Here is a 25,668-nt window from a genome sequence, read left to right on the forward strand (position 1 = left end):
CGTCTGGCATCCTCTTGCCACGTGGAGCCATTGAACGCGGAAGACCCGGTCGCCATCGGCCCGTTCCGACTCATCGGCCGTCTCGGGGTCGGCGGCATGGGCCGGGTGTTCCTCGCGCGTTCGGCCGGCGGGCGGACCGTCGCCGTGAAGGTGGTGCACGCCGAGCTCGCCGCCCAGGAGGAGTTCCGGCGCCGCTTCGCCCGCGAGGTCGAGGCGCTGACGCGCGTCGGCGGCAACGGCACCGCGCCCGTCCTCGGCTCCGACACCTCCGCCGCCTCCCCGTGGGTGGCGATCGGATACGTGCCGGGGCCCTCGCTGCGGACCGTCGTCGGCGACGAGTACGGACCGCTGCCGTCCGCCACCGTCCGCGCCCTCGGCGCCGGTCTGGGCCTGGCCCTCGACCACATCCACCGGGCCGGGCTCGTCCACCGCGACCTCAAGCCCTCCAACGTGCTGCTGACCGTCGACGGCCCGCACATCATCGACTTCGGCATCGCCCGGGCCGTCGACACCGTCACCGACGGCGGGCTCACCAGCACCGGCGCCGTCGTCGGCTCCCCCGGCTTCATGTCGCCCGAGCAGGTGCGCGGCGAGAAGCTCGGCCCGGCCTCCGACGTCTTCTGCCTCGGCTCGGTCCTCGCCTACGCGGCGACCGGCCGCTCCCCCTTCGGCACCTCCGACAGCGGCGTCCACGCGCTGATGTTCCGGATCGCCCACGACGACCCGGACCTGACGGACGTGGCGCCCGAGCTGACCGGGCTGATCCGGGCCTGCCTCGCCAAGGACCCGGCGCGGCGGCCGACGGCGGCCGAGATCGCCGAGACCCTGCCGGTCGCCGACCCCTGGCTGCCCGCCGACGTCCTCGTCCGCCTCGGCCGGCACGCGGCCCGGCTCCTGGAGGCGGAGAGCGCGGACGGCTCCGCGGGCCCTTCCGGGACGGAGCACGCCCGGGAGCGCACGGCGGGCGGCGCGGCGGCCGGCGCCCCGACGCCCGCGCCCGGCCCCGGCCCGGCGCCGGACCCCGAGCCCGTACGGCCCCGGTCCCGGCGCCGCGTCCTGACCGCCGCGCTCGCGGCCGCCGCCGTCGCCGCGGCGGCGGGCGTCGGCTACGCGCTGTGGCCGCTCGGCGGCCCCGGCACCACCACCCCCGACGGCAAGGGCACCGGCGCCTCGTCCTCCGGAACCTCCGCGCAGCCCGCCGGGGCCGTGCCCGCCGCCTTCATCGGCGCCTGGGAGGGCATCCTCCGGGGCACCGAGGAGAACCCGCGCGAGACCGTCCGGATCGAGCTCGTGCAGGGCGCCGTCGGCACCAAGACCGCCGTCTACACCCACGTCGGCGACGGGCGGCTGTGCATGGGCCGCTCGCGGCTCGTCTCCGCCGACGAGGACAAGGTCGTCCTCGGCGAGTCCGACGTGACCACCAGCGTGCCCGCCGGGCGGTGCATGGCGGCCGCCCACCAGACCCTCTCCCTGCGCTCCCCCGAGGTCCTCGAATGGACCTCGGGCGCGGCGCGGACCACCTTCCACAAGGCCCGCACCGGCGCGGCGATCCTGCCGGAGAAGTACCTGGGCCGCTGGAAGATGAAGCCCCTCGTCGAGGGCCCGGAGGCGGACCGCTACACCGACCAGGTGACGATCACCCAGGGCGCGGTCGGCGCCGCCGTCTTCCGCTCGCTGAGCGTCTACCCGCGCACGGACGAGGAGGGCAACACCCTGGCGGACGCCGTCAACTGCACCTGGACGGCCATCCTGGCGGGCACCACGCCCCCGTACGTCCTCGGCCCCATGGCCCTGGAGCCCGGCGCCGACCCGGAGTGCGTCCGCGACGACCCCGGCAGCTACCTGGTCCTGACGACGTACAAGGGCGAGGAACTCCTCCAGGTCTACCCCATGTACGACACCGAACCGGGCGAGTACCACCGCGAGGACTGAGCCTCCGGCGACGGCCGGGACGCGCGAAGGGCCCGCGCCCCCTGGGGGTGCGGGCCCTTCGTGTGCCGGTGCCGCGGGCTTCCTACAGGAAGGAGTTGATCTCGATCGTCTCGGTGCGGCCGGGGCCGACGCCGATGGCGGAGATCGGGGCGCCGGACATCTCCTCCAGCGCCTTCACGTAGTTCTGCGCGTTCTTCGGGAGGTCCGCGAAGGTCTTGGCCTTCGTGATGTCCTCCGACCAGCCGGGCAGGGTCTCGTAGATCGGCTTCGCGTGGTGGAAGTCGGTCTGGGAGTACGGGAGCTCCTCGACGCGCTTGCCGTCGATCTCGTACGCGACGCAGACCGGGATCTCCTCCCAGCCGGTCAGCACGTCCAGCTTGGTGAGGAAGAAGTCGGTCAGGCCGTTGACGCGGGTGGCGTAGCGGGCGATGACCGCGTCGAACCAGCCGCAGCGGCGGTCGCGGCCGGTGGTGACGCCGCGCTCGCCGCCGATGCGGCGCAGGGCCTCGCCGTCGGCGTCGAAGAGCTCGGTCGGGAACGGGCCGGCGCCGACGCGGGTCGTGTACGCCTTGAGGATGCCGATGACCCGGTTGATCTTCGTCGGGCCGACGCCCGCGCCGGTGCAGGCACCGCCGGCGGTCGGGTTCGAGGAGGTGACGAAGGGGTACGTGCCGTGGTCCACGTCCAGGAGGGTGCCCTGGCCGCCCTCGAAGAGGACGACCTTGCCCTCGTCGATGGCGTCGTTGAGGATCAGGGTGGTGTCGGCGACGTACGGGCGGATCTGGTCCGCGTACTGGAGCATCTCCTCGACGATCCGGCCGGACTCGATCGCGCGGCGGTTGAAGACCTTGGCGAGGAGCTGGTTCTTCTGCTCCAGGGCCGCCTCGACCTTCTGCTCCAGGATCGACTCGTCGTACAGGTCCTGGACCCGGATGCCGACGCGGTTGATCTTGTCGGCGTAGGTGGGGCCGATGCCGCGACCGGTGGTGCCGATCTTGCGCTTGCCGAGGAACCGTTCCGTCACCTTGTCGAGGGTGACGTTGTACGGGGTGATCAGGTGGGCGTTGCCGCTGATCAGGAGCTTCGACGTGTCCACGCCGCGCTCGTTCAGTCCGCTCAGCTCGGAGAGCAGGACCGCCGGGTCGACGACGACTCCGTTTCCGATCACCGGGGTGCACCCCGGGGAGAGGATTCCGGAAGGGAGGAGGTGGAGCGCGTACTTCTGGTCGCCTACGACGACCGTGTGGCCGGCATTGTTGCCGCCCTGGTAACGCACCACGTAGTCCACGGATCCACCGAGCAGGTCGGTGGCCTTTCCCTTGCCCTCGTCACCCCACTGAGCACCGAGCAGCACAAGTGCGGGCACAGGCGTACACCCCTTCCGGGCGGGGCATGTCCAAGGTCAGGGGGCGTACGCCGCCTCACCGGTGTGCCCCGGAATAGACGAAGCCCCTGGCGCAATAGCGCAAGGGGCTCTTGCACAAAGATGCTACCCGAGGAAGGACCGAGGTGTCGGATCACGACCAGCTGCTGGTCATCGTCGACCCGGTCGCCCGCCGAAGTGACGGCGAGTCCGTGCGGATCGCGAAGGATGTCCTGTCCGCGGGCGCGGAGGCGAAGATCTGCCTGCCGGACTCTCCCGAGGAATTCTCCCGCGCCCTGTCCCGGCGCGGCTCCCGGCGCCCCGTCGTCCTCGGTGACGACCGGGCGCTGCTGCGCGCGGTGACCCTGCTGCACCGGGACCGGGCGCCGCTCTCGCTGGTCCCGATCGGCCCGCCGGGCGCCCTGGAGGTCGCGCACGGCTTCGGCGTGCCGCGCGGCGCGGTGGCGGCGGCCCGGACGGTCCTGGACGGGACGGTGCGCAGCCTGGACCTGCTGGTGGACGACAGCGACGGGGTGGTCCTGGGCGAGCTGCGGGTGCCGGCCGTGCCGGTCCCGGCCGCCGGCACCGCCCCGTCCGTCTGGGGGACCTGCCGCTCCCTGGTGCGCACCCTGGTGCGGCCGGCGCCGCCGTTCCCCGCCGTCCTGGTGCACCGGCTGCGGGTGGAGGCGGACGGGGTGCTGCTCGCGGACGTGGACGCCCCGGTCACGGCGGTGACGGCCCGCCCGGCGGACACCGGCGACGGCACGGCGGAGGTGGCCGTCCATCCGGCCGGCGCCGACGGCACGCCCCGGCGCGCCGTCGCCGGGACCCTGACGGTCTCGGGACCGGACTTCCGCTACCGCGCGGACGGCCGCGTCGCGGGCCCGGTCCGGCGCCGCACCTGGACGGTCCGCGCGGCGGCCTGGGGTCTGACGCTGCCCCGGGAGCCTCAGGAGGCGGTCGGCTCCTGAGCGTTCCCGGCCGCCTGCCCGGCCGGCTGCCGGCCGGTCCGGCCGGCCGCCTTCCGTTCGCGCCAGCGGTCCATCAGGGTCAGCATCTCCTCCTGCATGAAGGCGAAGAAGTCGGCGGTCTCGGTGGTGCGGGCGCCGGCGGCGGTGTCGGAGCCGAGGGTGGCGGCGCCGTCGCGGAGGACCTTCTCCCAGCGGAGCAGGATCTGGTCGCGGCGGGTGAAGGTCTCGTACCAGATCTCGTTGTGGAGCACGTACCGCTCGCGGCGGGTGCCCGGTTCGCGCTCGCGGGCGACCATGCCGACCTGGGTGAGGTAGCGGATCGCGCCGGAGACGGCGGCGGGGCTGATCCTGAGCTGCTCGGCGAGCTCCGCGGAGGTGAGGGAGGCGGTCTCGGAGGCGAGCAGGGCGGCGAAGACCCGGGAGGCCATCCGCTGCATGCCGGCCTCGGTCAGCTCGCCGGCGAAGCGCTCCACGAAACGGGAGACGGCGTCCTCCTGCGGCGGGGTGCCTTCGGTGCTGGTCATGGGACGACTCTATACCGTTCCTTTTTACGGTTCCTTAACTTCACAAATTTGTGAAATGAGCGTACGTTCCGAAGCATGACGAACGCCATCAGCGTCACCGGCCTCCACAAGTCGTTCGGCCGCACCCACGCCCTCGACGGACTCGACCTCACCGTCGCCGCCGGCGAGGTCCACGGCTTCCTCGGCCCCAACGGCGCCGGCAAGTCCACCACCATCCGCGTCCTCCTCGGGCTGCTGCGCGCCGACTCCGGCACCGTCCGGCTGCTCGGCGGCGACCCCTGGGCCGACGCCGTCGCCCTCCACCGGCGGCTCGCGTACGTCCCCGGCGACGTCACCCTCTGGCGCAACCTCTCCGGCGGCGAGGTCATCGACCTGTACGGGCGGCTGCGCGGCGGCGGCCTCGACCGGACCCGCCGCGCGGAGCTGATCGAGCGCTTCGAGCTCGACCCCACCAAGAAGGGCCGCACCTACTCCAAGGGCAACCGGCAGAAGGTCGCCCTCGTCGCCGCCTTCGCCTCCGACGCCGAACTCCTCGTCCTCGACGAGCCCACCAGCGGCCTCGACCCGCTGATGGAGGAGGTCTTCCAGGACTGCGTCCGCGAGGCCCGCGACCGGGGCCGGACCGTGCTGCTCTCCAGCCACATCCTCAGCGAGGTCGAGTCCCTCTGCGACCGCGTCAGCATCGTCCGCAAGGGCCGCACGGTGGAGTCGGGCTCGCTCGCCCAGCTGCGCCACCTGACCCGTACCAGCGTCACCGCCGAGCTCGCCGGACCGCCCCGGGGGCTCGACCGGCTCGCCGGCGTCCACGACCTGCGCGTCGAGGGCCGCACGGTCCGGCTCCAGGTCGACACCGACAAGCTCGACCCGGTCCTCGCCGCGCTGCTCACCGCCGGCGTCCGCTCGCTCACCAGCACCCCGCCCACCCTGGAGGAGCTCTTCCTCCGCCACTACGCGGACACCGAGGTGGCGTCATGACCGCCCTCGCCGGCACCGGCACCCTCACCCGGCTCGCGCTCCGCCGCGACCGGCTCGCCCTCCCCCTGTGGGCCCTGGTCACCGGCGGCCTCGTCGCCTCCGGCCCCGGCTCCCTCGAAGGGCTCTACGGCACGGCCGCCGCCCGCGCCGAACTCGCCGCCTCCATGACCGCCAACAGCTCCATGCGCTCCCTCTACGGGCCGGTCTTCTCCGACTCCCTCGGCGGGCTCGTCGCCTGGCGCTTCGGCGCCTTCGCCGCCGTCCTCGCGGCCGTCGCCTCGCTGATCGTCGTCGTCCGGCACACCCGCGAGGAGGAGGAGACGGGCCGGCAGGAACTCCTCTCCGCCGGGGCGGTGGGCCGCCGGGCCCCGCTCACCTCCGCGCTGCTCGCGGCGCTGACGCTCAACGCCGCCACCGCCCTCCTCGTCGTCGCCGGGCTCGCCGGACAGGGCCTCGCCGGGGCGCTCGCCCTCGGCCTCGCCATCGGCGGCACCGGCATGGTCTTCGCGACCGTCGCCGCGCTCGCCGCGCAGCTCACCGAGAGCGCGCGGCTCGCCAAGGGCATCGCGGGCGGCGTCCTCGGCCTGGCCTTCGCACTGCGGGCCGCGGGCGACTCCGGCGACGCCTCCGGCTCGTCCGCGCTCACCTGGCTCTCCCCCGTCGGCTGGGCCGAGAACGTCCGCGCGTACGGCGGCGAACGCTGGTGGGTGCTGCTGCTGATCGCCGCGGCCGTGCTCCTCCAGACGGTCCTCGCGTACGGGCTCGCCGCGCGGCGCGACGTCGGCGCGTCCTTCCTCGCCACCCGGCCGGGCCCCGCCGCGGGCCGGCTCGCCACCGCCGGCGCGCTCGCCGTCCGCCTCCAGCGCGGCGCGCTGACCGGCTGGGGGCTGGGCTTCCTCCTCGGCGGACTCGTCTTCGGCGGCATGGCCGAGGGCGCGGCGGAGATCGTCGGCGACAACGAGAAGGCGCGGGAGATCTTCGAGCGGATGGGCGGCCAGGACGGGCTGACCGACGCCTTCCTCGCCACGATGGTCTCCCTCTTCGGGATGCTCGCCGCCCTGTACGCGGTCGGGGCGGTGCTGCGGGCGCACGGCGAGGAGACCTCGGGCCGGGCGGAACCGCTGCTCGCGGCCTCGCTCGGGCGGCTGCGCTGGGCGGCCGGCCACCTGGCCCACGCCTTCGCCGGCTCCGCGCTGATCCTGACCCTCGCCGGTCTGGGCCTCGCCCTCTCGTACGGCGACGACCTCGGCCCGATCCTCGGCGCGGCGCTCGTCCAGCTGCCGGCCGTGTGGACCCTCGCGGGGGTGGCGGTCCTGGTGTGGGGCGCGGCGCCTCGCCTCGCCGCGGCCGGGTGGGGCGTGGCGGGCCTGTGCCTGGCCCTCGGCTGGATCGGCCCGGCCCTGGACCTCCCGCAGTCCGTGCTCGACCTCTCCCCCTTCGCCCACCTGCCCAAGCTGCCGGGCCCGGACCCGGCGTGGACCGGGCCGCTCCTCCTCACGGCGCTGGCGGCGGCCCTTACCGCGGCCGGCCTGACGGCGCTGCGCCGCCGGGACCTCCAGCTCTGACGCGGGTCAGACCTCCACGAGGAGGGACTCGAAGCCGCGGATCACGTAACCGGGTTTCCGGACGGGGTCCGCGGCGAGCCGCATCCCGGGCGCCCGCTCCCGCAGGGCGCGGAAGACCGCGTCGAGTTCGAGGCGGGCCAGCGGGGCGCCGAGGCAGTAGTGGATGCCCGCGCCGAAGGTGACGTGCGGGTTGTCGGCGCGGGTCAGGTCCAGCTCGTCCGCCGTGGGGCCGAAGCGGGCCGGATCGCGGTTGGCGGAGCCCAGCAGGAGGGCGACCTGCGAGCCGCGGGGGATCACCGTCCCGCCGACCTCGATGTCGTCGAGGACCCACCGCTCGAACATCTGCAGCGGCGTGTCGTAGCGGAGGAGTTCGTCCACAGCTGTGGACAAGTCTCCGGCCGTGAGGGACGGCCAGGCGTCGTGGCGCAGCAGCGTCCACGTCCCGCCCACCGCCGTGTTCACCGTGGCCTCGTGCCCCGCGTTCAGCAGCAGCACGCAGGTGGAGACCCTCTCCTGCTCGGTCAGCTCCTCGACGCCGACCAGCGCCGAGACCAGGTCGTCGCCGGGCTCGGACCGGCGGCGCGCGATCAGCCGGCGCAGGTAGTCGGAGAAGTCGACGGAGGCGCGGACGGCCGCGCGGGCGGTCTCCTCCGAGGGGTTCAGCTCGAACATCCCGCAGATCGCCGCCGACCAGGGCCGCAGCATGGCCCGCTCCTCGTCGGACTCCGGGATGCCCAGCATCGCGGCGATGACCGCGACCGGCAGGGGTTCGGCGACCGCCGCCTGGAGGTCGCCGCCGCCCGCCGCGACCAGCTCCCCCACGAGACCGTCCGCCAGCTCCCGTACCGTCGGCGCGAGGCGTTCCACCGTCCGCGGGGTGAAGGCCTTCGAGACCAGCCGCCGGATGCGGGTGTGGTCGGCGCCCTCCAGGTCGAGCAGCCCGTGGTCGTTCAGGGTGTGGAAGGGCTCGTGCCGGGGGTCGGGCGCCGTGCGGCCGAACTCCTCGTGCGTGAAGCGGTGGGTGTACGTGCGCCCCAGGCGCCGGTCCCGCAGCAGCGCCGACACGTCCGCGTGGTGCGGGACCAGCCACTGGCGCGTACGCCCGTACCAGTGGGCGCGGCCGGCCTCCCGCAGCTCCGCGTAGGCCGGGTACGGGTCGGCGACGAACTCGGGGGACCAGGGGTCGAACTCGGCGGCGGCGTCCATGCGGGGGACGCTACCGCCCGACCTGCACCAGCCGCGCCTCGTACGCGAAGACCGCCGCCTGTGTCCGGTCGCGCAGGCCCAGCTTGACCAGGATCCGGCTGACGTGGGTCTTGATGGTCGACTCGGCGACGACGAGGTGCTCGGCGATCTCCTGGTTGGACAGGCCCTGCGCGATGAGGACGAGGACCTCCGTCTCGCGCTCGGTGAGTTCGCCGACCTGGGCGACGGAGGGCGCCCTCGGCGCGGTGTCGGCGGTCCGCGCGAACTCGGTGATGAGCCGTTTCGTCACGGTCGGCGCGAGCAGCGCCTCGCCCGCCGCCACGATCCGGACGCCGTCGGCGAGCTGCCGGGCAGAGGCGTCCTTGAGGAGGAAGCCGGACGCGCCGGCGCGCAGCGCCTGGTAGACGTACTCGTCGAGGTCGAAGGTGGTGAGGACGAGGACCTTCGCGTCCGCGTCGGCGGCGACGATCTCGCGGGTGGCCTCGATGCCGTTGAGTTCGGGCATCCGGATGTCCATGAGGACGACGTCGGGGCGGAGGGCGGCGACCTGCGCGACCGCCTCCCGGCCGTTGACGGCCTCGCCGACGACCTCGATGTCCGGCATCGCGCCGAGCAGCACCGAGAACCCCTCGCGGACCATGATCTGGTCGTCGACGATCAGCACCCTGATCACTGGTCGGCCCCTTCGCGCTGGACGGGGACGAAGACGGCGACCTCGTAGCCGCCGTCCTCCGTCGGTCCGTCGGTCATCTCCCCGCCGAGCATCGTGACACGCTCCCGCATGCCGGTGATGCCGTGGCCGGCGCCGGGGGACGGCTTCACCAGGCCGCGCGCGGGGCCGTTGGCGATCCGCAGGCCGAGGCCGCCGAGGACATGGCTGACCTCGACCTTCGCCGGGGCGCCCGGCGCGTGCCGCAGCACGTTGGACAGGGCCTCCTGGACGATCCGGTACGCCGACAGCTCCACGCCCTGCGGCAGTTCGCGCACCGCGCCGGTGACGGTCAGGTCCACGTCGAGCCCGGCCTCCCGGACGTTGGCGACGAGCCCGTCGAGGTCGGCGAGGGTGGGCTGCGGGGCGTCGGGGGCCTCGTAGTCCTCGGCGCGCACGACGCCGAGGATGCGGCGCAGCTCGGTGAGGGCGGCGACGGCGTTCTCCCGGATCGTGAGGAAGGCCTGCTCCAGCTCCGGCGGCGGGTTCTCCACCCGGTAGGGCGCGGCCTCGGCCTGGATGGCCACCACCGACATGTGGTGCGCGACGACGTCGTGCAGCTCGCGCGCGATGGTGGTCCGCTCCTCCAGCAGGGTCCGCTTGGAGCGTTCGACGGCGGTCACGGTCTGCTGGGCGGTGACCTCGCGGACCGCCTGGCGGCGGATCTGGACGACGGCGATGACCAGCAGGAAGAGGGCGGAGAAGAAGAGCATCTCGGCGCCGTTGAAGCCGTATCCGGAGCCCATGCTCAGGAAGAAGGAGGCGAAGGTGGTGTACGCGGCGGTGATCAGCCACATCCACGCGGCGGCCCGGGGGCCGGTCCGCAGGGCGACGATCACGAGGACGAAGAGGTGGGCGCCGAAGGAGTTCGGCGCCCAGGGCCAGCCGTCGTAGCCGCTCAGATAGGCGATGAAGGGCGTCGACCCTATGGACAGCCAGAAGGCCGTCGCCGGTCGGCTCACGGTGAGGAGCACGGCGGCCGTCGGCACCAGGCAGGCGACGAGGGCGACCGGTCCGACGGAGTCGTCGATCTCGTCGAAGCCGAGGAGGAAGGTCACCAGGGCGAGGAAGCCGATCGCCGCGTGCGGCAGCAGTCCGGCGTGCGGGCGCAGCCGCCGGGGCAGGAAGCGCAGCGCGGGGCTGTCCGGCGCGAGCCGGGGCAGCGGGCGGTAGGCGAGGGCGTCGCCGGAGAGGTCTTCGCGCAGACCGCCGAGCGCGTCCAGCGTCATGCGGAGCTCGGGACTGCGGCTGCCCGTGTCGGGGGTCTGTGTCGGATTCACGCCGACCACGGTACGGAACGGCCGGGGACGCCCGCGTCCCGCTGGATGCGGATCCCGGGCCGTCCCCCTTGAGTACTACGCGGGTCCTAGAACGCGAGCTGGGCGAGCTCCTCGGCGACGACCGCGCACGCGTCGGCCGCCGGGTCGATCAGCGGGAAGTGGCCGACGTCCTCCAGGAGCGTGAGGCCGACCGTCTCGCCCGCCTTCGCCGCCGCCTCGACGAAGGCGTCGGCGACCTCGGCGGGGACGGTGAGGTCCGCGCGGCCCTGGACGAGGGCGGTGGCGATGCCGGTGGGCAGCAGCCGCGCCGGGTCGGTGGCCGCGGCCCGCTCGTCGTAGGCCTCCTCGCCGCCGAGCAGCTGGATCACCGCCCCGCCGCAGACGTCGAGTTCGCGGGCCCGGTCGAAGTGGCCGATGGGGGCGAGGGCGACGACGCCGCGCAGCGCGGGCGGGGCGGGCAGCCGCCAGGGGGAGCCGGCGGGCAGCACGTGCCGGGCGGCGGCCCACAGGGCGAGCTGGCCGCCCGCCGAGTGCCCGGTGAGGACGGTGCGGTGCGGGTCGGCCTGCGGCAGATGGGCGGCGGCGAGTTCCGGTACGGCGTCGAGGGCGGCGGCCACGTCGTCGAAGGTCTCCGGCCAGCGGCCCGCGACCGGGGTCGTACCGCCCTGGTGGGGGAGGCCGGGTCCGCGCCGGTACTCGACGCTGGCGACGGCGAAGCCGCGGCGGGCGAGGAAGTCCGCGAAGGGGCTGATGTGCTGCCGGTCGTAGGGGGCCCGCCAGGCGCCGCCGTGCAGGACGACGACGAGCGGGGCGCGCCCGCCGCCGGTCCTGGGGGCGTACAGGTCGACGATCTGGTCGGGGTGGTCGCCGTACGCGGCGGTGGCGTCGGGGGGGACGGCCGGGTGCGAGAAGGCCGATGCCTCTTCGGCGGCGTCGCGCGCGGCGGGGTCCGGCATGGGGGGTTCCAACCTCTCGGTGACGGGGCCGAATCGGCCTGACCTGCGGGGACCGTATCAGGGTCCGGGCCCCGCAGATCAGGTGAAGATCATCCGATCTGACGGCAGGTCACCGGCCGTCCGTCAGCCGCGAGTCGGCCGTGCCGGGGCGGGCGTTCCGGCCAGGACGTCGGCGAGGACGCGGGCCGCGCGCTCGGCGTCCGCGAAGCCGACGTACAGCGGGGTGAAGCCGAACCGCAGGATGTCCGGGCGGCGCAGGTCGCCCACCACCCCGCGCTTGATCAGCTCGGGCATCACGGTGGGCGCGTCCGCGCAGGCCAGCGCCACCTGGCTGCCGCGTTCGGCGTGCGCCTCCGGGGTGACCGGGGTGACCCGGCCCTCGGGGACGTAGGCCCGCACGCACGCCAGGAAGAAGTCCGTGAGCGCGAGGGACTTGGCGCGGACGGCGTCGATCTCGACCCCGTCCCACACGTCGAGCGCGGCCTCCAGGGCCAGCATGGACAGGATGTCCGGGGTGCCGACGCGGCCCCGGACGGCGCCGTCGGCGGGCCGGTAGCCGGGCGTCATGCCGAACGGGTCGGCGTGCGAGGTCCAGCCGGGCAACGGCGAGTCGAAGCGGTCCTGGTGGCGCTCGGCGACGTACAGGTACGCGGGCGAACCGGGGCCGCCGTTGAGGTACTTGTAGGTGCAGCCGACGGCCAGGTCGACTCCGTGCGCGTCGAGGCCGACGGGCAGGGCGCCGGCGCTGTGGCACAGGTCCCAGACGGCCAGCGCGCCCGCCGCGTGGAGGGCGGCGGTGGTGCCGGGCAGGTCGTGGAGCCGGCCGGTGCGGTAGTCGACGTGGTTGACGAGCGCGAGCGCCGTCCGCTCGCTCGCCGCGCCCGGGATGTCGGCCGGGTCGAGGGGCACGATCCGGTGACCGGTCATCCGGGCGGCGGACTCGGCGATGTACCCGTCCGTGGGAAAGGTCGACGCGTCCACCAGGATCTCGTCGCGTCCCTCTCCCGCGAGGCGGGCCGCGGCGACGACCGCCTTGAAGACGTTCACGCTGGTCGAGTCGCCGGCGACGATCCGCCCCGCGGCGGCGCCGACGAGCGGGGCGATCCGGTCGCCGATCCGCTCGGGGGCGGTCCACCAGCCCGACTCGTCCCAGGAGCGGATCCGCAGCTCGCCCCACTCGCGGCCGATGACGTCGGCCATGCGGGCGGGGACGTGCGCGGGGAGCGCGCCCAGCGAGTTGCCGTCGAGGTAGACGGTCTCCTCGTCGAGGGCGAACCCGGCGCGGTGGCCGGCGAGCGGGTCGGCGGCGTCGAGGCGCGCGGCCTCCTGCTGGAGATCAGACATGGCTGCGGGCCGTCCAGAGCTCGGGGAACACGTTCTTCTGGGCGCGCTTCTCCAGCCAGGCCACGCCCGCGGAGCCGCCGGTGCCGGTCTTGGCGCCCATCGCGCGGCGGGTCGCCACGAGGTGGTCGTTGCGCCATCGCCAGACGAGTTCGGCGACGTCGCTGAGGGCCTCGCCGAGGCGGACCAGCTCCTCGTTCTCGTCCGGCGCCGCGTACAGGGCCGCCCACACGGCCTCGACCTGCGGCGAGGGCTCGTAGCGCTGCGTCAGGTCGCGGGTGAGGACGGACGCCGGCACGGGCAGGCCCCGGCGGGCGAGGAAGCCGAGCACCTCGTCGTAGAGGCTCGGCTCGTGCAGCGCCTTCTCCAGCTCGGCGTGGACGCGGGGCGCGCCCCGGTGCGGGACGAGCATGGACGCCGACTTCTCGCCGAGCAGGAACTCCATGCGTCGGTACATCGCCGACTGGAAGCCGGAGCCCTCGCCGAGCGCGCCGCGGTAGGCGTTGAACTGGGCGGGGGTGAGCTGGGAGAGCGGCCGCCAGGAGTGGTTCAGCGCCTCCAGCTCGCGGACCGAGCGCTTGAGGGCGTCGACGGCGACGGGCAGGCGGTCGGCGCGCAGGGCGCGGCTCGCGGTCTCCCACTCGTGGACGATGACCGTGAACCACAGCTCCATGACCTGGGTGGTGACCAGGAAGACCATCTCGCCGGGGTCGTCCGAGCGGAGGTGCTGGAGGTGGGTGAGGACGTCCGCCTGGACGTAGTCCTCGTACGGCGTCGTGCCGGCGAAGTCGAGATTCGGTGTGTCGACGACCGATCCGGCTGCGGGGGAATCGGGGGTGGATGACATTGCTGTCTCCTCGATACGGGCTACCGGGTAGCGGTCCGCTCCACCGTGCGCGCTCAGCGGCGCGCCACGGGAGCTCCGGTCCCCTCGGGAGGCGTGCTCCTTCGCACGCGTCCCAAGCGCATCATGACACGATCGGACCGGTGATGTAGATCCCCTCTTCGCTATACGGATAAGCGTTCGAACGACATCCGTTGAGGCCCTTGATCTGCTGCATCATCGCGGGCGCGGGCTGCCCCGGCCCCCCGCAGCCCATGTGCTGCCGGATCCCGATCTCGTGGCCGACCTCGTGGTTGATGATCAGGTGCCGGTACTCCTCCGGCGGTCCGGCGAAGGTCGGCGAGCCCAGCATCCACCGCTTGAGGTTCACCACCACGCCGTCGGCGGTCTCGCAGTTCAGCTCGCCGTGCGTGTCGAAGCCCTGGCGGGCGCAGAGCGCGTCGGCGGTGTCGGGGGTGGCGATCCGGATGACGAAGTCGGCGTCCGACGCCACCAGCTGGAAACGGCCCCGGCCGTGCGCGGCCCAGCCGCGCGGATGGGCGAGGATCGCCTCGATCTCCTCGGCGGTCCCCCGGGCCGGGAGGTCGACGCCGTCCTCGATCTGCACCCGGTAGCGGCGCAGGGTGCCGCTGGTGCCGGAGATCCTGCCGGAGGCGGTGACGGCGGTGAAGGTGCCCGGACCGGACTGCGGCACGGTCGGGGTCTTCTTCTTGGTCGCGGTCGGCGTCGGCTTCGGCTTCGGCTTGGGCTTCTTGCTCGGCGTGGGCTTCGGCGTCGGCTTCGGCTTCGGCGCGGCGGTCGTGGTGGTGGGCGCGGGGGCCACGGGCGCCTCGGATGGCGGGGAGGAGGCCGCCGCCTCCTCCCGCTTCTCCTGGAAGTGGGCGAGCGCCACGCCCGCGCCGAGCGAGACGCCCATCAGGACCAGGGTCGACAGGACGAGCCGGCCCCGGCGCGTGACGCGCGTCCCCGCGCGGCGGCTCCGCCCGCTCCGCCGGTCGACTCGACGCCGGTCGGACGCTCCCCGCTTGCCCACGACAGTTCCCCCCTGTTTCAGGCCGGTCCGGGGATCGTACCGGCCGGGGGTGACGGCCCGGTCAGCCCAGGGTCTCGGCGGCCGTCTCCGAGGAGTCCCGCAGGAAGGTCGTGCAGCGCTCGTACTCGTCCTTCTCGCCGATCTCGCCGGCGGCCCGGGCCAGCGCGTGCAGGGCCCTCAGGAAGCCGCGGTTCGGCTCGTGCTCCCACGGCACCGGGCCGTGGCCCTTCCACCCGTTGCGGCGCAGCGCGTCCAGGGCGCGGTGGTAGCCGGTGCGGGCGTAGGCGTACGACTCCACCACGCGGCCGGCCTCGAAGGCGTCGTCCGCGAGCTGCGCCCACGCCAGCGAGGAGGTCGGGTACTTCGCCGCGACGTCGGCGGGGGCGGTGCCCTGCGCGAGGGCCTCACGGGGGCCCGGGTCGTCGGGCAGAAGGGTGGGGGCGGGCCCCCCGAGCAGATTCTCATGCGTAACCATCCCCCCAGTCTGCCCCAGCCCCGCCCTTCCGTTGCGGGCATACCTCGCGGTTACTCGGAGCCCGGATCCAGGGGCGGGGCCGTGAGGGAGCAGTGGGTCTTGCAGGTGGGGTGGCAGGGGGCGGGACGGGGGGCCCGCATGGTGGCCCAGGAGAGCGCGGCGCCCAGGACGAGGACGCCGGCGCAGATGGGCATCGCCCGGTCGAAGGTCGCGTCGAACTCCGTCGCCGAGAGGTACGCCGTCGGCCCCATGCCCGTCAGCAGCGGCAGCGCCGCCACCGCGACCAGGCCCGCCGCCCGCGCCGCCGCGTTGTTGATGCCGCTGGCGAGCCCCGCCCGGGCGACGTCGACGGAGGCGAGGACCGTCGCGGTCAGCGGCGCGACCAGCACGGTCATGCCGAGGCCGAGCACGACGAGGGCCGGCAGCACGTCCCGTACGTACGAGGGGTCCTCCCCGACCCGCAGCATCAGCAGCATCCCCGCCGCGCACAGCAGCGGGCCGACGGTCAGCGGAATGCGCGGCCCGATCCGCTCCCCCAGCTCGCCGGACTTCGCGGAGAGCAGCAGCATCAGCACGGTCGTCGGCAGCAGGGCCGTACCGGCGGCGAGCGCCGAGTAGCCGGAGACGACCTGGAGCTGGAGCGCGGCGAGGAAGAAGAAGCCGCCGAACGCCGCGTACACGCACAGGGTCACCACGTTCACCGCGGTGAAGAGCCGGGAGCGGAAGATCGACGGCGGCATCATCGCCCGCTCGCCGCGCCGCCGCTCCACCACCACGAAGCCGGCCCCGGTCAGGAGACCGGCCGCGCCGGCCCACCAGAGCGCGTCGATGAGCCCGTAGGTGACGAGGCCGAGCGCCGCCGCGCCGAGCACCGCCCCGAGCACGTCGAAGCGGCGGCCGTGCGCCGCCTCGTCGCGGGACTCGGGGACGTGGCGCAGCGCGACCGGCACGCAGAGCGCGGCGACCGGCACGTTCAGGAGGAAGACCCACCGCCAGCCGGGCCCGTCGACCAGCCAGCCGCCGACGAACGGCCCGACCGCCGCCCCCACCCCGCCGAAGCCGGACCAGAGGCCGACCGCGCGGGCGCGGTCGTCGGGGTGGAAGCTCGCCTGGATCAGCGCGAGCGAGCCGGGGGTGAGCAGCGCTCCGCCGACGCCCTGGAGGGCCCGCGCGGCGATGAGCACGCCGGCGTTCGGCGCGAGGCCGCACAGCAGCGAGGCGACCGCGAACCAGACGACGCCGACGACGAAGATCCGGCGCCGCCCGTACCGGTCGCCGAGCGAGCCGCCGAGCAGGATCAGCCCGGCCAGCGTCAACATGTAGGCGTTGACGGTCCACTGGAGCGCCGCGAGGTCGGCGTCGAGGTCCTCGCCGATGTGCGGCAGCGCGACGTTGACGACGGTCGAGTCGAGCAGGGCCATCGCCGAGCCGAGCACGGTCGTGAGGACGATCCACCGCCCTCGGGCGGAGGCCATCCGTACCTCGGGGGCGGCCACGCTCATGCCTGCATGGTCCCCCGGCCCAGGAGCTCCTGCCTCCTCAGCCACCGTCGGTCCGCAGCCGCGTGGCCGCCCTGACCAGCGCGTCCACGCCCCGTTCGGCCTTGGTGCGCGGGCAGCCCACGTTGAGCCGGACGAAGCCGGGCGTGCCGTACGTGCCGCCGGGCATGATCGCGACCCTCTCCGTGCGGACCAGCTCCTCCTGGAGCCGCGTCTCGTCGATGCCCAGCGGCCGGAGGTCGATCCAGGCGAGGTAGCCGGCCTGCGGCGGGATCCACTCGACCCCCGGCAGGCCCGCGCGGAGCCGTTCCCCGACCATCTCCATCGTTCCGGCGACATAGCGGCGGAGCCCGTCGAGCCAGGGCGCGCCGTGCCGGTAGGCGGCGATGTGGGCGGTGAGCGAGAGGACGGCCGGGGAGGCGAGGCCCTCGGCCGTCTCCATCCGCCGCAGGAACTCGGTCCGCTCGTCGGGGTCGCCGATGAGGCCGTACGAGCCGGAGAGGGCCGGGAAGTTGAAGGCCTTGGTCCCCGAGGTGATCAGCGCCCAGCCGGAGCCGGGGCCCGGCTCGGCGATCCGGCTCCACGGGACGTGGCGGTGGCCGTCGGCGGTGAGGTCGGCGTGGATCTCGTCGCTGACCACGGTGACGTCGTGCCACTCGGCCAGTTCGTGGAAGTCGGTGAGCTCCTTCTCGGTCCACACCCGGCCCGTCGGGTTGTGCGGCGAGCAGAGCAGCAGCATCCGGCTGTCCGGGCGGGCCAGTTCCCGCTCCAGCGCCGCGGTGTCCCCGACCGGGACCCCGCGCAGTTCGCGCCCGAGCCCGGTGACGGCCTTGCGGAAGCCGTCGTACGTGGGGGTGTGGACGACGACGCCGTCACCGGGCTCGGTCCACATCTGGAGCAGCTGGGAGAGCTGGGAGAGCACCGACGGCGCGTAGACCAGGGCCTCGGTGTCGATCGCGGTGTCGTACCGGCTCGCGTACCAGTGGCGCACCGCCTCCCGGAAGCCGTCGGGCCCGCCGAGCCGCCAGTCCGTGTAGCCGAAGACCCCGTGGTCGATCCGGGCGCGCAGGGCGTCGAGGACCGCGGGCGGGGACGCGAAGTCCATGTCGGAGATGGTGAAGGGGAGCAGGTCGGAGACGCCGAAGCGGTCCGCGATCCCGTCCCACTGCACCGACCAGGTGCCCCGCCGGTCCCGTATCTCGTCGAAGTCGTCCATCGAACTCCTCACTCTCCTCGGGTACGCGAAGGGCCCGGCACCCGCGCGGGGGTGCCGGGCCCTTCGGTCACGGCTTACTTCAGCTTCTTGCCGGCCGAACGCAGCGCCTCGCACGCCTCGGTGACGCGGGCGGCCATGCCCGCCTCGGCGAGCTTGCCCCAGGTGCGCGGGTCGTAGGTGGACTTCTTGCCGACCTCGCCGTCGACCTTCAGGACACCGTCGTAGTTGCGGAACATGTGGTCCACGACCGGACGGGTGAAGGCGTACTGGGTGTCGGTGTCGAGGTTCATCTTGACCACGCCGTTCTCGATGGCGGTGGCGATCTCCTCGGCGGTCGAGCCGGAGCCGCCGTGGAAGACGAAGTCGAACGGGGACGCCTGGCCGAACTTCTCGGCGACGCCGGCCTGGAGGTCCTTGAGGAGCTCCGGGCGCAGGACGACGTTGCCCGGCTTGTAGACGCCGTGCACGTTGCCGAAGGAGGCGGCGAGCAGGTAGCGGCCCTTCTCGCCCAGGCCCAGGGCCTCGGCGGTGCGGATCGCGTCGTCGACGGAGGTGTACAGCTCGTCGTTGATCTCGTGGGTGACGCCGTCCTCCTCGCCGCCGGTCGGGGTGATCTCGACCTCAAGGATGATCTTGGCGGCGGCGGCCTTCGCGAGCAGCTCCTGGCCGATGGCCAGGTTGTCGGCGAGGGTCTCGGCGGAACCGTCCCACATGTGCGACTGGAAGAGCGGGTTCTCACCGCGGGCGACGCGCTCGGCGGAGACGTCGAGCAGCGGGCGGACGTAGCCGTCCAGCTTGTCCTTCGGGCAGTGGTCCGTGTGCAGCGCGACGGTGATGTCGTACTTCGCGGCGACGATGTGGGCGAACTCGGCCAGGGCGACGGCGCCCGTGACCATGTCCTTGCTGTACTGGCCGCCCAGGAACTCGGCGCCACCGGTCGAGATCTGGATGATGCCGTCGCTCTGGGCCTCGGCGAACCCGCGCAGCGCCGCGTGGAGGGTCTGGGAGGAGGTCACGTTGATGGCCGGGTAGGCGAACTTGCCAGCCTTCGCCCGGTCGAGCATCTCGGCGTAGACCTCGGGGGTTGCGATGGGCATTCGTCCGCTCCTTGTGATGTGCGGGTGTGCGTTGCTGTATCCCTGACCTAGGGCGACGTCATCGTCGGTGCCATCTTTCCAGACTCTTGTACGGGCTCCCACGGGCACCGCATGCCGAAAGGCGGGGTGTTTCACGTGAAACACCCCGCCTTTCGGCAAAAGCGCAGGTCAGAACCGCATGGGGCGAGGTCCGGGACCTAAGTCACGACTTCGCGGCGGTTCGTCCGTGCGACTAGGAGAGTCCGAGCTCGTCAAGAGCGAAGGCGTAGAGGTACGGGACGCCCGCCGTGCCGCTGATCTTCTCGCCGGCGCCGGTGGCGCGGTCCACGATCGTGGCGACGGCGACGACCTCGGCACCGGCCGCGCGGGCCGCCTCGACGGCGGTCAGCGGGGAGCCGCCGGTGGTCGAGGTGTCCTCGACGATCAGGACCCGGCGGCCCTTGATGTCCGGGCCCTCGACCTGGCGCTGCATGCCGTGGGCCTTGGCGGCCTTGCGGACGACGAAGGCGTCCAGGCGCTCGCCGCGCGCGGCGGAGGCGTGCAGCATCGAGGTGGCGACGGGGTCGGCACCCAGGGTGAGGCCGCCGACCGCGTCGAAGTCGAGGTCCTTGACCAGGTCGAGCATGACCTGGCCGACCAGCGGCGACGCCGCCCCGTCCAGCGTGATCCGGCGCAGGTCCACGTAGTAGTCGGCTTCCAGACCCGAGGAGAGGGTCACCTTGCCGTGCACCACGGCCTTGTCCTTGATCTGCTGGAGCAGTTCAGCGCGTACGTCAGTCATGCCCAGCAGCTTAAAGCCGCCGCCAGGACCAGACGCTCTCGACCTCCAGCGGGTCGATGGGGGTGACCAGGCGCGGGTGGGTGTTGAGGCCGTTCGGCGGGCCGGACTGCGGCTCGACGCAGACGGCGTCCTCGGGCTCGTCGTAGATCACCACCCACTCGGCGCGGCTGGTCACCTTCAGCTCCAGCTCGCCCGGCCAGGTGAGGGTGACGTCGACGCCGTCCGGCATGCCGAAGCAGTCGTCCCAGGGGCCGGGCAGCGGGGCGATGCGGCGGCCGGTGGGCAGGTGGTCCCCGCCGCGCTCCTCCTGCCAGCCGGGCGTGAAGCCGATGCGGACGTCCTCGCCGCCCGCGCCGAGGTTCCGCAGGAACCAGGGGTGCCAGCCGGCCTGTGCCGGGAAGGAGTCGTCGTACGCCTCCACCCCGAACTTCAGCGTCAGCCGGTCCTCGGCCAGTTCGAGCACCTGGGTGACGCGCCCCTTGTACGGCCACGGGTCGTCGAGCTCGCAGGTGAGGACGGCCTCGGCGGCGGAGGCCCGGGCCACCGTCCAGGCCCGGTCGCGGACGGTGCCGTGGATGGCGTGCGGGGCCGCGTTGACGGGCAGCTGCTGGGTGGTGGCCCCGTCACGGAACCGGCCGTTCTCGGTCCGGCCGCACCAGGGCACCATCGGGAAGCTGCCGTAGCGCTCGCCCTGCTTGAGGACCTCGGTGCCCGCGAGGCGCAGGCTCTCGATCCGGCCGCCGCGCTCGGCGTTGATGGTCAGCTCGGCGTCGCCCGCCGTCAGTCGCGTCAGGTTGCTCACGCCCCGACCCTAAGTCCTGGGGCCCGCCGGATTGGACCGTTTCAACGCGGGACTTTCCAGGAGCGCAGGCACGGGACTTTCCCGGGGCCTGTCAACGGCGGCGGCGCAGCGCCCTGGTGACGACGACGGCGGAGGCGAGGGCGAGGGCGGCGGCCGGGGCGACCCAGCGGAGGGTGGCGCCGGCGCCGCTCGGCGCGGGGGCGGGCACGGGGGCGTACCGGCCGCGCGGCGGCGCGTGGTCGACCTCCTCGGCGCTCCGGCCGATCATCGTCCGGCGGGCGTGGGCGGCCTCGGCGGCGGGCTTCGCCGCGGGGAACTCCTGCGCGGCGGCGGGTTCGTGGCGGACGTCCTCGCCGAAGCCGGGTTCCCCCGTGGGGTCGTCGCCGTCGAAGGCCCCGATGCCGGTGCCGTCGCCGGTCCCGAAGGAGGTCGCCCCGTCGGGTCCGGGCCCGGGCCCTGGCTCGGGGCGCGGCTCGGGTCCCGGCTCCGCGGCGAGTTCGGCCGCGAGGGCCGCGGCGGCCTCCACGAAGGCGTCCAGGAGGCGGTCGCGGGCGGCGTCGCGGGCCTCCTCGGGCTCCTCGGCGAGCCGGCCGGTGGCGGTGAGGGCGCCGGTGAAGCTGAGCCCGGTGCCTTCGGCCGCCGGAGTGAGGACGACGGTCAGGGTGACCTCGGCGGCGCCCTTGCCGCGGGCCTCGGTGCCCTCGCCCTCGTAGGTGATGGCACCGTCCCGGTCGACGATCCGCAGCCCGCCGCGGTAGGTGATGGTGTGCCCGCCGACCCGGAGCCGGAACCTCCCGACGACGTCCTGCCCCGACGGGGAGGCGTCCTCCGTGTCCGCGGAGGCGTCGCGCTGGAGGCCCGGCACGCAGCGCGCCACCCGCGCCGGGTCGGTGAGGGTGGCCCGCAGGGCCTCGGCCGGGACCGGGACGAACACCTCATGCTCCATGGGGCCCGAGCCTACTCAGCGGGGCGCCCGGCGTCGCCCGTTCCGCGGCGGACCCGCGCACCGGTCCTCCGCTCAGTTGCAGTACCGGGGGTGCACCAGCGTCGACGGCGCGAGCCCGGTGATCCGGGTGCGCTCGGCGCGCCGGGCGGCGGCGGGCAGGTCGCGGGGGGCGAGGGAGCGCAGCGGGGGCCCGTCGGCGGCGAGCCCGAGGGCGGGCGGCCGGTCGTCGCGGACGGCGAGCAGGAAGCCCCAGTCGTCGGGTCCGGCGCGTCCGGAGCCCGCCCGTCCGGCCCGGTCGGGTCCGGCCGCGAAGCCGGGGGTGCGGCCCTCGGTGCTGTACGGCCGGGTGGCGTAGCCGGCGGCGCGCAGCGTGGCGTCGGCGGTCCAGTAGGTGGCCGGCCGGCCGGTGGCGGTCCCGGCGTGCACGACGAGCCGGCCGCCGTCGGCGAGGACGCCCGCGGCGAGGCCGTAGAACTCCTGGGAGTACAGCTTGGTGCTGTGGGTGATCCCGGGGTCGGGCAGATCGGAGATCACCACGTCGTACCGTTCCTGCACACGCCCGGCGACGCCCCTCAGCCAGTGGAAGGCGTCGGCGTGGACGACTCCGACGCGCGGGTCGCGGAAGGCGTGTCCGTTGAGCGCGGCGAGCGCGGGGTCGGTGCGGGCGAGCCGGACGACGCCGGGGTCGAGCTCGACGACGGTGACGGCGCGGACGCCGGGGTGGCGGAGCACCTCGCGGGCGGCGAGGCCGTCGCCGCCGCCGACGATGAGCACGCGCGCGTGCGGCCCGTTCATCGCGGGGTGGACGAGCGCCTCGTGGTAGCGGTACTCGTCCTCGCCGGCGACCCGCAGCCGGCCGTCGAGGTAGAGGTCGGGCGGGCCCTCGGGGCCGCCGGTGACCACCACCTCCTGGAGCTCGGTGTGGACGGCGACCCGCACCCGCTCCCCGTACACGGCCCGGCGGGCGGCCTCCTCGAAGTCGTCGACGAGGACGGTCGCGGTGGCGAGCACGCCGAGGACGGCGAGGTTGACCCCGATGACGAGGGCCCGGCCGCGGGCCGTGAGGTCGCGGCGGAAGAACCAGAGCACCAGGGCGGCGCCCGCGACCGCGTTGACCGCGCCGGTGACGAGCGCCCCGGTGAGCTGGCCGAGCCAGGGCAGCAGCAGGAAGGGGAAGGCGAGCCCGCCGACGAGCGCGCCCACGTAGTCGGCGGCGAACAGGTCGGCGACGGTGCCGGCCGTGTCGTCGGGGTCGCCGGCCGGGGCGGGGCGCCGCGCCCGGCGCGGCCGGCCGGTGGCGGCGGACCGTTCCGGCGCCCGCTGTATGAGGGACATGAGCAGCGGGATCTCGGCGCCGATGAGGATCCCGATGGTGAGCGAGAAGGCCACCAGGACGCCGCGTGAGGCGCCGATCCAGGCGAAGCACGCGTACAGCACCAGCGCCGAGGTGCCGCCGACGAGCGCGAGGGCGCCCTCGATCAGGCCGAAGCCGACGGCGGCGCAGCAGCGCAGCCGCTTCGCGAGCAGCGAGCCCAGGCCCATCGCGAAGACCATCACGGACAGCACGACGGACGCCTGGGTGACCGAGTCGCCGATCAAGTACGAGGCGAGGGCGACGAGTTCGAGCTCGTAGACGAGACCGCAGGCGGCGCAGACGAAGACGACCACGAGGACCGGCCACCGCACCGTGGCGCGCGGCCGCGGCCGCGGCGGCGGTCGGCGCACCCTCGTGGGTGGCAGGGTCACGGTCGGCTCGATCATGCCGTAACGCTACGTCACGACTTCCTCGCCCTTTGTCACCCACACGAGTGCACCTGAGGCGCCGGAGGGGCGCATCAGAGTGTGGCGGGCATACGGGCGCCGATCCTGGTACGGGTGACCACGAGCTGGCCCTCCTGCGGGTAGGCGTGCCAGGTCCGCCAGCGCACCTGGCCCTCGTGACGCTGCGCCAGCATCGCGGTGAAGGCGTGCGGCGAGCCGGGGAAGGTGCCGGCCAGGCCGTGCGGATGGTCGGCGACCAGCGCGAGCAGCTCCTGCGCCCGGCCCGCGAAGGAGCCCTGCGTGAGCGTCTCGACGCGCGCCGCGAATTCGTACTCCCATTCGCCCACGCGCTTGGAGACGCCGAGCGGCAGCGGGGTGCTGCTGCCCGGCATGCAGGCGACGGTCTCGGAGCAGTGGCGGCCCTCCTCTTCGAGCAGGACCTGATGGGAGGCGCCCAGCAGCCGCAACTGCAGTTTCGCGCCGGAGAGTTCGAGATCGAGCACGGCGAGCGCGGGCAGCGGCTCGCGGCCAAGGGCCCAGGCCAGGTCGGCCGCGCGCGTATCGGTGTAGGAGGTCTTCAGGGTGGTGAGCATGGGTCGGCTCCGCAAACACGGTTTGACGGGTGGGCCGGGGGCGCCCCGGAGAGGGTCCAACGGGAGTGGGGGGAGGCGCCGGCTCGGGTCCACGCACGGTCCGAGGGCTGTCTCTGACACGAGCGAGAGAACCACGTACGCCGGGCGACTCGCAGCGTTTTTACCCAACTTGCCTTGGTTTCCATCCCCTTCGGGGACCCCACAGTTCAATTGTTCAAACAGAATCGATCGCCGATCGACCGACAGAGGCGCTCAGGACGCCAATCCCGCCCCGCTCCTCCCCCGTTGCCCCTCTAGGAACCCCCGCCACAGCCGCCTCCCCCGCAACTGGAGCCGCACGAGCTCGACCCGCCACAGCCGCTCCCGCCGTCGGACCAGCCACTGCCGCGCCGCTTCTTCCCCTTGCTCCCGCCGCCGACGCTCGACGCGGCGAGGCCGACGACCACCACGATCACGAACACGATGACCAGGAACGTCATCCTCATCACCCCCCGTACGGCGGCGCCCTGCCGCCTCTGCCCGGGGAATTCCCGCCCCGCCCCCGGCCCAAAGCGCACTTGAGCAAGTCCAGAGCTTCGGCCCAGGATGACCGCCATGACACGACCGCTGCTCAACCGCCGGCTCGCGGAGTTCGGGACCACGATCTTCGCCGAGATGTCCGCGCTCGCCGCCAGGACCGGATCGATCAACCTCGGTCAGGGCTTCCCCGACACCGACGGCCCCGAGGAGATCCGCGAGGCGGCGGTGCGCGCCCTGCGCGACGGCCGCGGCAACCAGTACCCGCCCGGCACCGGCGTCCCCGAGCTGCGCACCGCGATCGCCGACCACCAGCGCGCCCGCTACGGCCTGGAGTACGACCCCGACACCGAGGTCCTGGTCACCGCCGGCGCCACCGAGGCCATCGCGGCCGCCCTCCTCGCCCTGGTCGGTCCCGGCGACGAGGTGATCGCCCTGGAGCCGTACTACGACTCGTACGCGGCCTGCGTCGCCATGGCGGGCGGCACCCGGGTCCCGGTCACCCTCCGTCCCCACGAGGGACCCCGCGGCGGAGCCGCCGACGGACGCTTCGTCCTCGACCTCGACGAGCTGCGGGCCGCGGTCACCCCGCGCACCCGGCTCCTCCTCCTCAACACCCCGCACAACCCCACCGGCACCGTCCTCACCCGGGCCGAGCTCACCGCCGTCGCCGAGCTGGCCGTCGAGCGGGACCTGCTCGTCGTCACCGACGAGGTCTACGAGCACCTGCTCTTCGACGGCGCCGAGCACGTCCCGATCGCCACCCTCCCCGGCATGCGGGAGCGCACGGTGACCATCGGCTCGGCCGGCAAGACGTACTCCTTCACCGGCTGGAAGGTCGGCTGGATCACCGCGAGCCCGGAGCTGACCTCGGCGGTCCGCTCGGCGAAGCAGTTCCTCACCTACGTCTCCTCCGGCCCCTTCCAGTACGCGGTCGCCGAGGCCCTGCGCCTCCCGGAGGCGTACTACGACGGCCTGCGCGCCGACCTCCAGGCCAAGCGGGACCTGCTGAGCGGGGGCCTCGCCGAGGCGGGCTTCGAGGTCTACCGGCCGCGCGGCACGTATTTCGTCACCACCGACATCCGCCCCCTCGGCGCCGACGACGGCTTCGCCTTCTGCCGCTCGCTGCCGGAGCGGGCCGGCGTCGTCGCCATCCCGAACGCCGTCTTCTACGACCACCGCGAGGCCGGCGCGCCCTTCGTCCGCTTCGCCTTCTGCAAGCGGACCGACGTCCTGGAGGAGGCCGTCTCCCGGCTCAAGCGGCTGGGCTGAGAACGCCGGAA

Annotated in this window: 23 protein-coding genes; 5 read left to right on the plus strand and 18 right to left on the minus strand. The window is 73.9% G+C overall.

Annotated elements, in window-relative coordinates; genetic code table 11:
* The first annotated feature begins 21 nt into the window (after positions 1 to 21).
* Positions 22 to 1,932: a serine/threonine-protein kinase gene (locus ABZ621_RS10085; RefSeq protein ID WP_360602611.1), complete on the plus strand. Its 1,911-nt coding sequence runs from the start codon at positions 22 to 24 to the stop codon at positions 1,930 to 1,932.
* An 82-nt stretch (positions 1,933 to 2,014) separates the two neighbouring features.
* Here ABZ621_RS10085 and ABZ621_RS10090 read toward each other — a convergent pair whose 3' ends face one another.
* On the minus strand, positions 2,015 to 3,298 hold the full coding sequence (locus ABZ621_RS10090) for an adenylosuccinate synthase (RefSeq protein WP_360602613.1): 1,284 nt from the start codon (positions 3,296 to 3,298) through the stop codon (positions 2,015 to 2,017).
* Positions 3,299 to 3,441: 143 nt separating this feature from the next.
* Here ABZ621_RS10090 and ABZ621_RS10095 point away from each other — a divergent pair, with 143 nt between their 5' ends.
* Positions 3,442 to 4,266, plus strand: coding sequence for a diacylglycerol kinase (locus tag ABZ621_RS10095; protein WP_360602615.1), 825 nt, complete (start codon positions 3,442 to 3,444; stop codon positions 4,264 to 4,266).
* Here the strand turns inward: ABZ621_RS10095 and ABZ621_RS10100 are convergent.
* The gene (locus ABZ621_RS10100; protein WP_360602617.1) at positions 4,245 to 4,790 is read right to left on the minus strand and encodes a MarR family transcriptional regulator; all 546 of its coding nucleotides are present in this window, start codon (positions 4,788 to 4,790) and stop codon (positions 4,245 to 4,247) included. The two genes, ABZ621_RS10095 and ABZ621_RS10100, sit on opposite strands and share 22 nt — an antisense overlap.
* A 75-nt stretch (positions 4,791 to 4,865) precedes the next feature.
* On the opposite strand from ABZ621_RS10100, the gene ABZ621_RS10105 reads away from it, so the two are divergent.
* Together ABZ621_RS10105 and ABZ621_RS10110 are read left to right on the plus strand one after the other, a co-directional pair.
* A complete protein-coding gene (locus ABZ621_RS10105) occupies positions 4,866 to 5,765 on the plus strand; it encodes an ABC transporter ATP-binding protein (protein WP_360602619.1) in 900 nt (299 codons plus the stop codon).
* Positions 5,762 to 7,330 carry an ABC transporter permease gene (locus tag ABZ621_RS10110; RefSeq protein ID WP_360602621.1) on the plus strand — a complete coding sequence of 523 codons (1,569 nt, stop codon included), beginning with the start codon at positions 5,762 to 5,764 and terminating at the stop codon, positions 7,328 to 7,330. Before ABZ621_RS10105 ends, ABZ621_RS10110 begins: the two co-directional genes overlap by 4 nt.
* Before the next feature lie 6 nt (positions 7,331 to 7,336).
* Here the strand turns inward: ABZ621_RS10110 and ABZ621_RS10115 are convergent, their stop codons facing one another.
* The 16 genes from ABZ621_RS10115 to ABZ621_RS10190 form a co-directional block, all read right to left on the minus strand.
* On the minus strand, positions 7,337 to 8,536 hold the full coding sequence (locus ABZ621_RS10115; RefSeq protein ID WP_360602622.1) for a cytochrome P450: 1,200 nt from the start codon (positions 8,534 to 8,536) through the stop codon (positions 7,337 to 7,339).
* A gap of 10 nt (positions 8,537 to 8,546) precedes the next feature.
* Positions 8,547 to 9,209, minus strand: coding sequence for a response regulator transcription factor (locus ABZ621_RS10120; RefSeq protein WP_360602624.1), 663 nt, complete (start codon positions 9,207 to 9,209; stop codon positions 8,547 to 8,549).
* Positions 9,206 to 10,474 (minus strand): histidine kinase, encoded by a 1,269-nt coding sequence (locus ABZ621_RS10125; RefSeq protein WP_360603006.1) that lies wholly within the window; start codon positions 10,472 to 10,474, stop codon positions 9,206 to 9,208. Before ABZ621_RS10125 ends, ABZ621_RS10120 begins: the two co-directional genes overlap by 4 nt.
* A 137-nt stretch (positions 10,475 to 10,611) precedes the next feature.
* On the minus strand, positions 10,612 to 11,481 hold the full coding sequence (locus tag ABZ621_RS10130; RefSeq protein ID WP_360602626.1) for an alpha/beta hydrolase: 870 nt from the start codon (positions 11,479 to 11,481) through the stop codon (positions 10,612 to 10,614).
* Positions 11,482 to 11,604: 123 nt separating this feature from the next.
* Complete coding sequence (kynU, locus tag ABZ621_RS10135; RefSeq protein WP_360602628.1) at positions 11,605 to 12,825, minus strand: kynureninase; 1,221 nt, start codon at positions 12,823 to 12,825, stop codon at positions 11,605 to 11,607.
* Positions 12,818 to 13,669, minus strand: a complete 852-nt coding sequence (locus tag ABZ621_RS10140; RefSeq protein WP_360602630.1) for a tryptophan 2,3-dioxygenase — start codon at positions 13,667 to 13,669, stop codon at positions 12,818 to 12,820. Before ABZ621_RS10140 ends, kynU begins: the two co-directional genes overlap by 8 nt.
* Positions 13,670 to 13,790: 121 nt before the next feature.
* Positions 13,791 to 14,699, minus strand: a complete 909-nt coding sequence (locus tag ABZ621_RS10145) for a DUF3152 domain-containing protein (RefSeq protein ID WP_360602632.1) — start codon at positions 14,697 to 14,699, stop codon at positions 13,791 to 13,793.
* 61 nt (positions 14,700 to 14,760) lie between these two features.
* Positions 14,761 to 15,174 (minus strand): DUF3151 domain-containing protein, encoded by a 414-nt coding sequence (locus ABZ621_RS10150; RefSeq protein ID WP_360602634.1) that lies wholly within the window; start codon positions 15,172 to 15,174, stop codon positions 14,761 to 14,763.
* A 50-nt stretch (positions 15,175 to 15,224) separates the two neighbouring features.
* Positions 15,225 to 16,676: an MFS transporter gene (locus ABZ621_RS10155; RefSeq protein ID WP_360602636.1), complete on the minus strand. Its 1,452-nt coding sequence runs from the start codon at positions 16,674 to 16,676 to the stop codon at positions 15,225 to 15,227.
* A 37-nt stretch (positions 16,677 to 16,713) separates the two neighbouring features.
* A complete protein-coding gene (locus ABZ621_RS10160) occupies positions 16,714 to 17,889 on the minus strand; it encodes a MalY/PatB family protein (RefSeq protein WP_360602638.1) in 1,176 nt (391 codons plus the stop codon).
* A 74-nt stretch (positions 17,890 to 17,963) separates the two neighbouring features.
* Positions 17,964 to 18,986, minus strand: coding sequence for a class II fructose-bisphosphate aldolase (gene fbaA / locus ABZ621_RS10165; protein ID WP_360602640.1), 1,023 nt, complete (start codon positions 18,984 to 18,986; stop codon positions 17,964 to 17,966).
* A gap of 232 nt (positions 18,987 to 19,218) precedes the next feature.
* Positions 19,219 to 19,767: an orotate phosphoribosyltransferase gene (gene pyrE, locus ABZ621_RS10170; protein ID WP_359529726.1), complete on the minus strand. Its 549-nt coding sequence runs from the start codon at positions 19,765 to 19,767 to the stop codon at positions 19,219 to 19,221.
* 10 nt (positions 19,768 to 19,777) lie between these two features.
* Entirely contained in the window at positions 19,778 to 20,569 is a 792-nt protein-coding gene (locus ABZ621_RS10175) for an aldose 1-epimerase (protein WP_360602642.1), read from the minus strand.
* 91 nt (positions 20,570 to 20,660) lie between these two features.
* On the minus strand, positions 20,661 to 21,515 hold the full coding sequence (locus ABZ621_RS10180; protein ID WP_360602644.1) for an SRPBCC family protein: 855 nt from the start codon (positions 21,513 to 21,515) through the stop codon (positions 20,661 to 20,663).
* A gap of 72 nt (positions 21,516 to 21,587) precedes the next feature.
* Positions 21,588 to 23,276, minus strand: a complete 1,689-nt coding sequence (locus ABZ621_RS10185) for a polyamine aminopropyltransferase (RefSeq protein ID WP_360602646.1) — start codon at positions 23,274 to 23,276, stop codon at positions 21,588 to 21,590.
* 74 nt (positions 23,277 to 23,350) lie between these two features.
* The gene (locus ABZ621_RS10190) at positions 23,351 to 23,869 is read right to left on the minus strand and encodes a DUF2617 family protein (RefSeq protein ID WP_189944635.1); all 519 of its coding nucleotides are present in this window, start codon (positions 23,867 to 23,869) and stop codon (positions 23,351 to 23,353) included.
* A gap of 585 nt (positions 23,870 to 24,454) precedes the next feature.
* Between ABZ621_RS10190 and ABZ621_RS10195 the strand changes: the two genes are divergently transcribed.
* Positions 24,455 to 25,657: a pyridoxal phosphate-dependent aminotransferase gene (locus tag ABZ621_RS10195; RefSeq protein ID WP_360602648.1), complete on the plus strand. Its 1,203-nt coding sequence runs from the start codon at positions 24,455 to 24,457 to the stop codon at positions 25,655 to 25,657.
* Positions 25,658 to 25,668 lie beyond the last annotated feature (11 nt).

This window comes from Streptomyces sp. NPDC007863, assembly GCF_040633895.1.
Classification (GTDB): Bacteria; Actinomycetota; Actinomycetes; order Streptomycetales; family Streptomycetaceae; genus Streptomyces.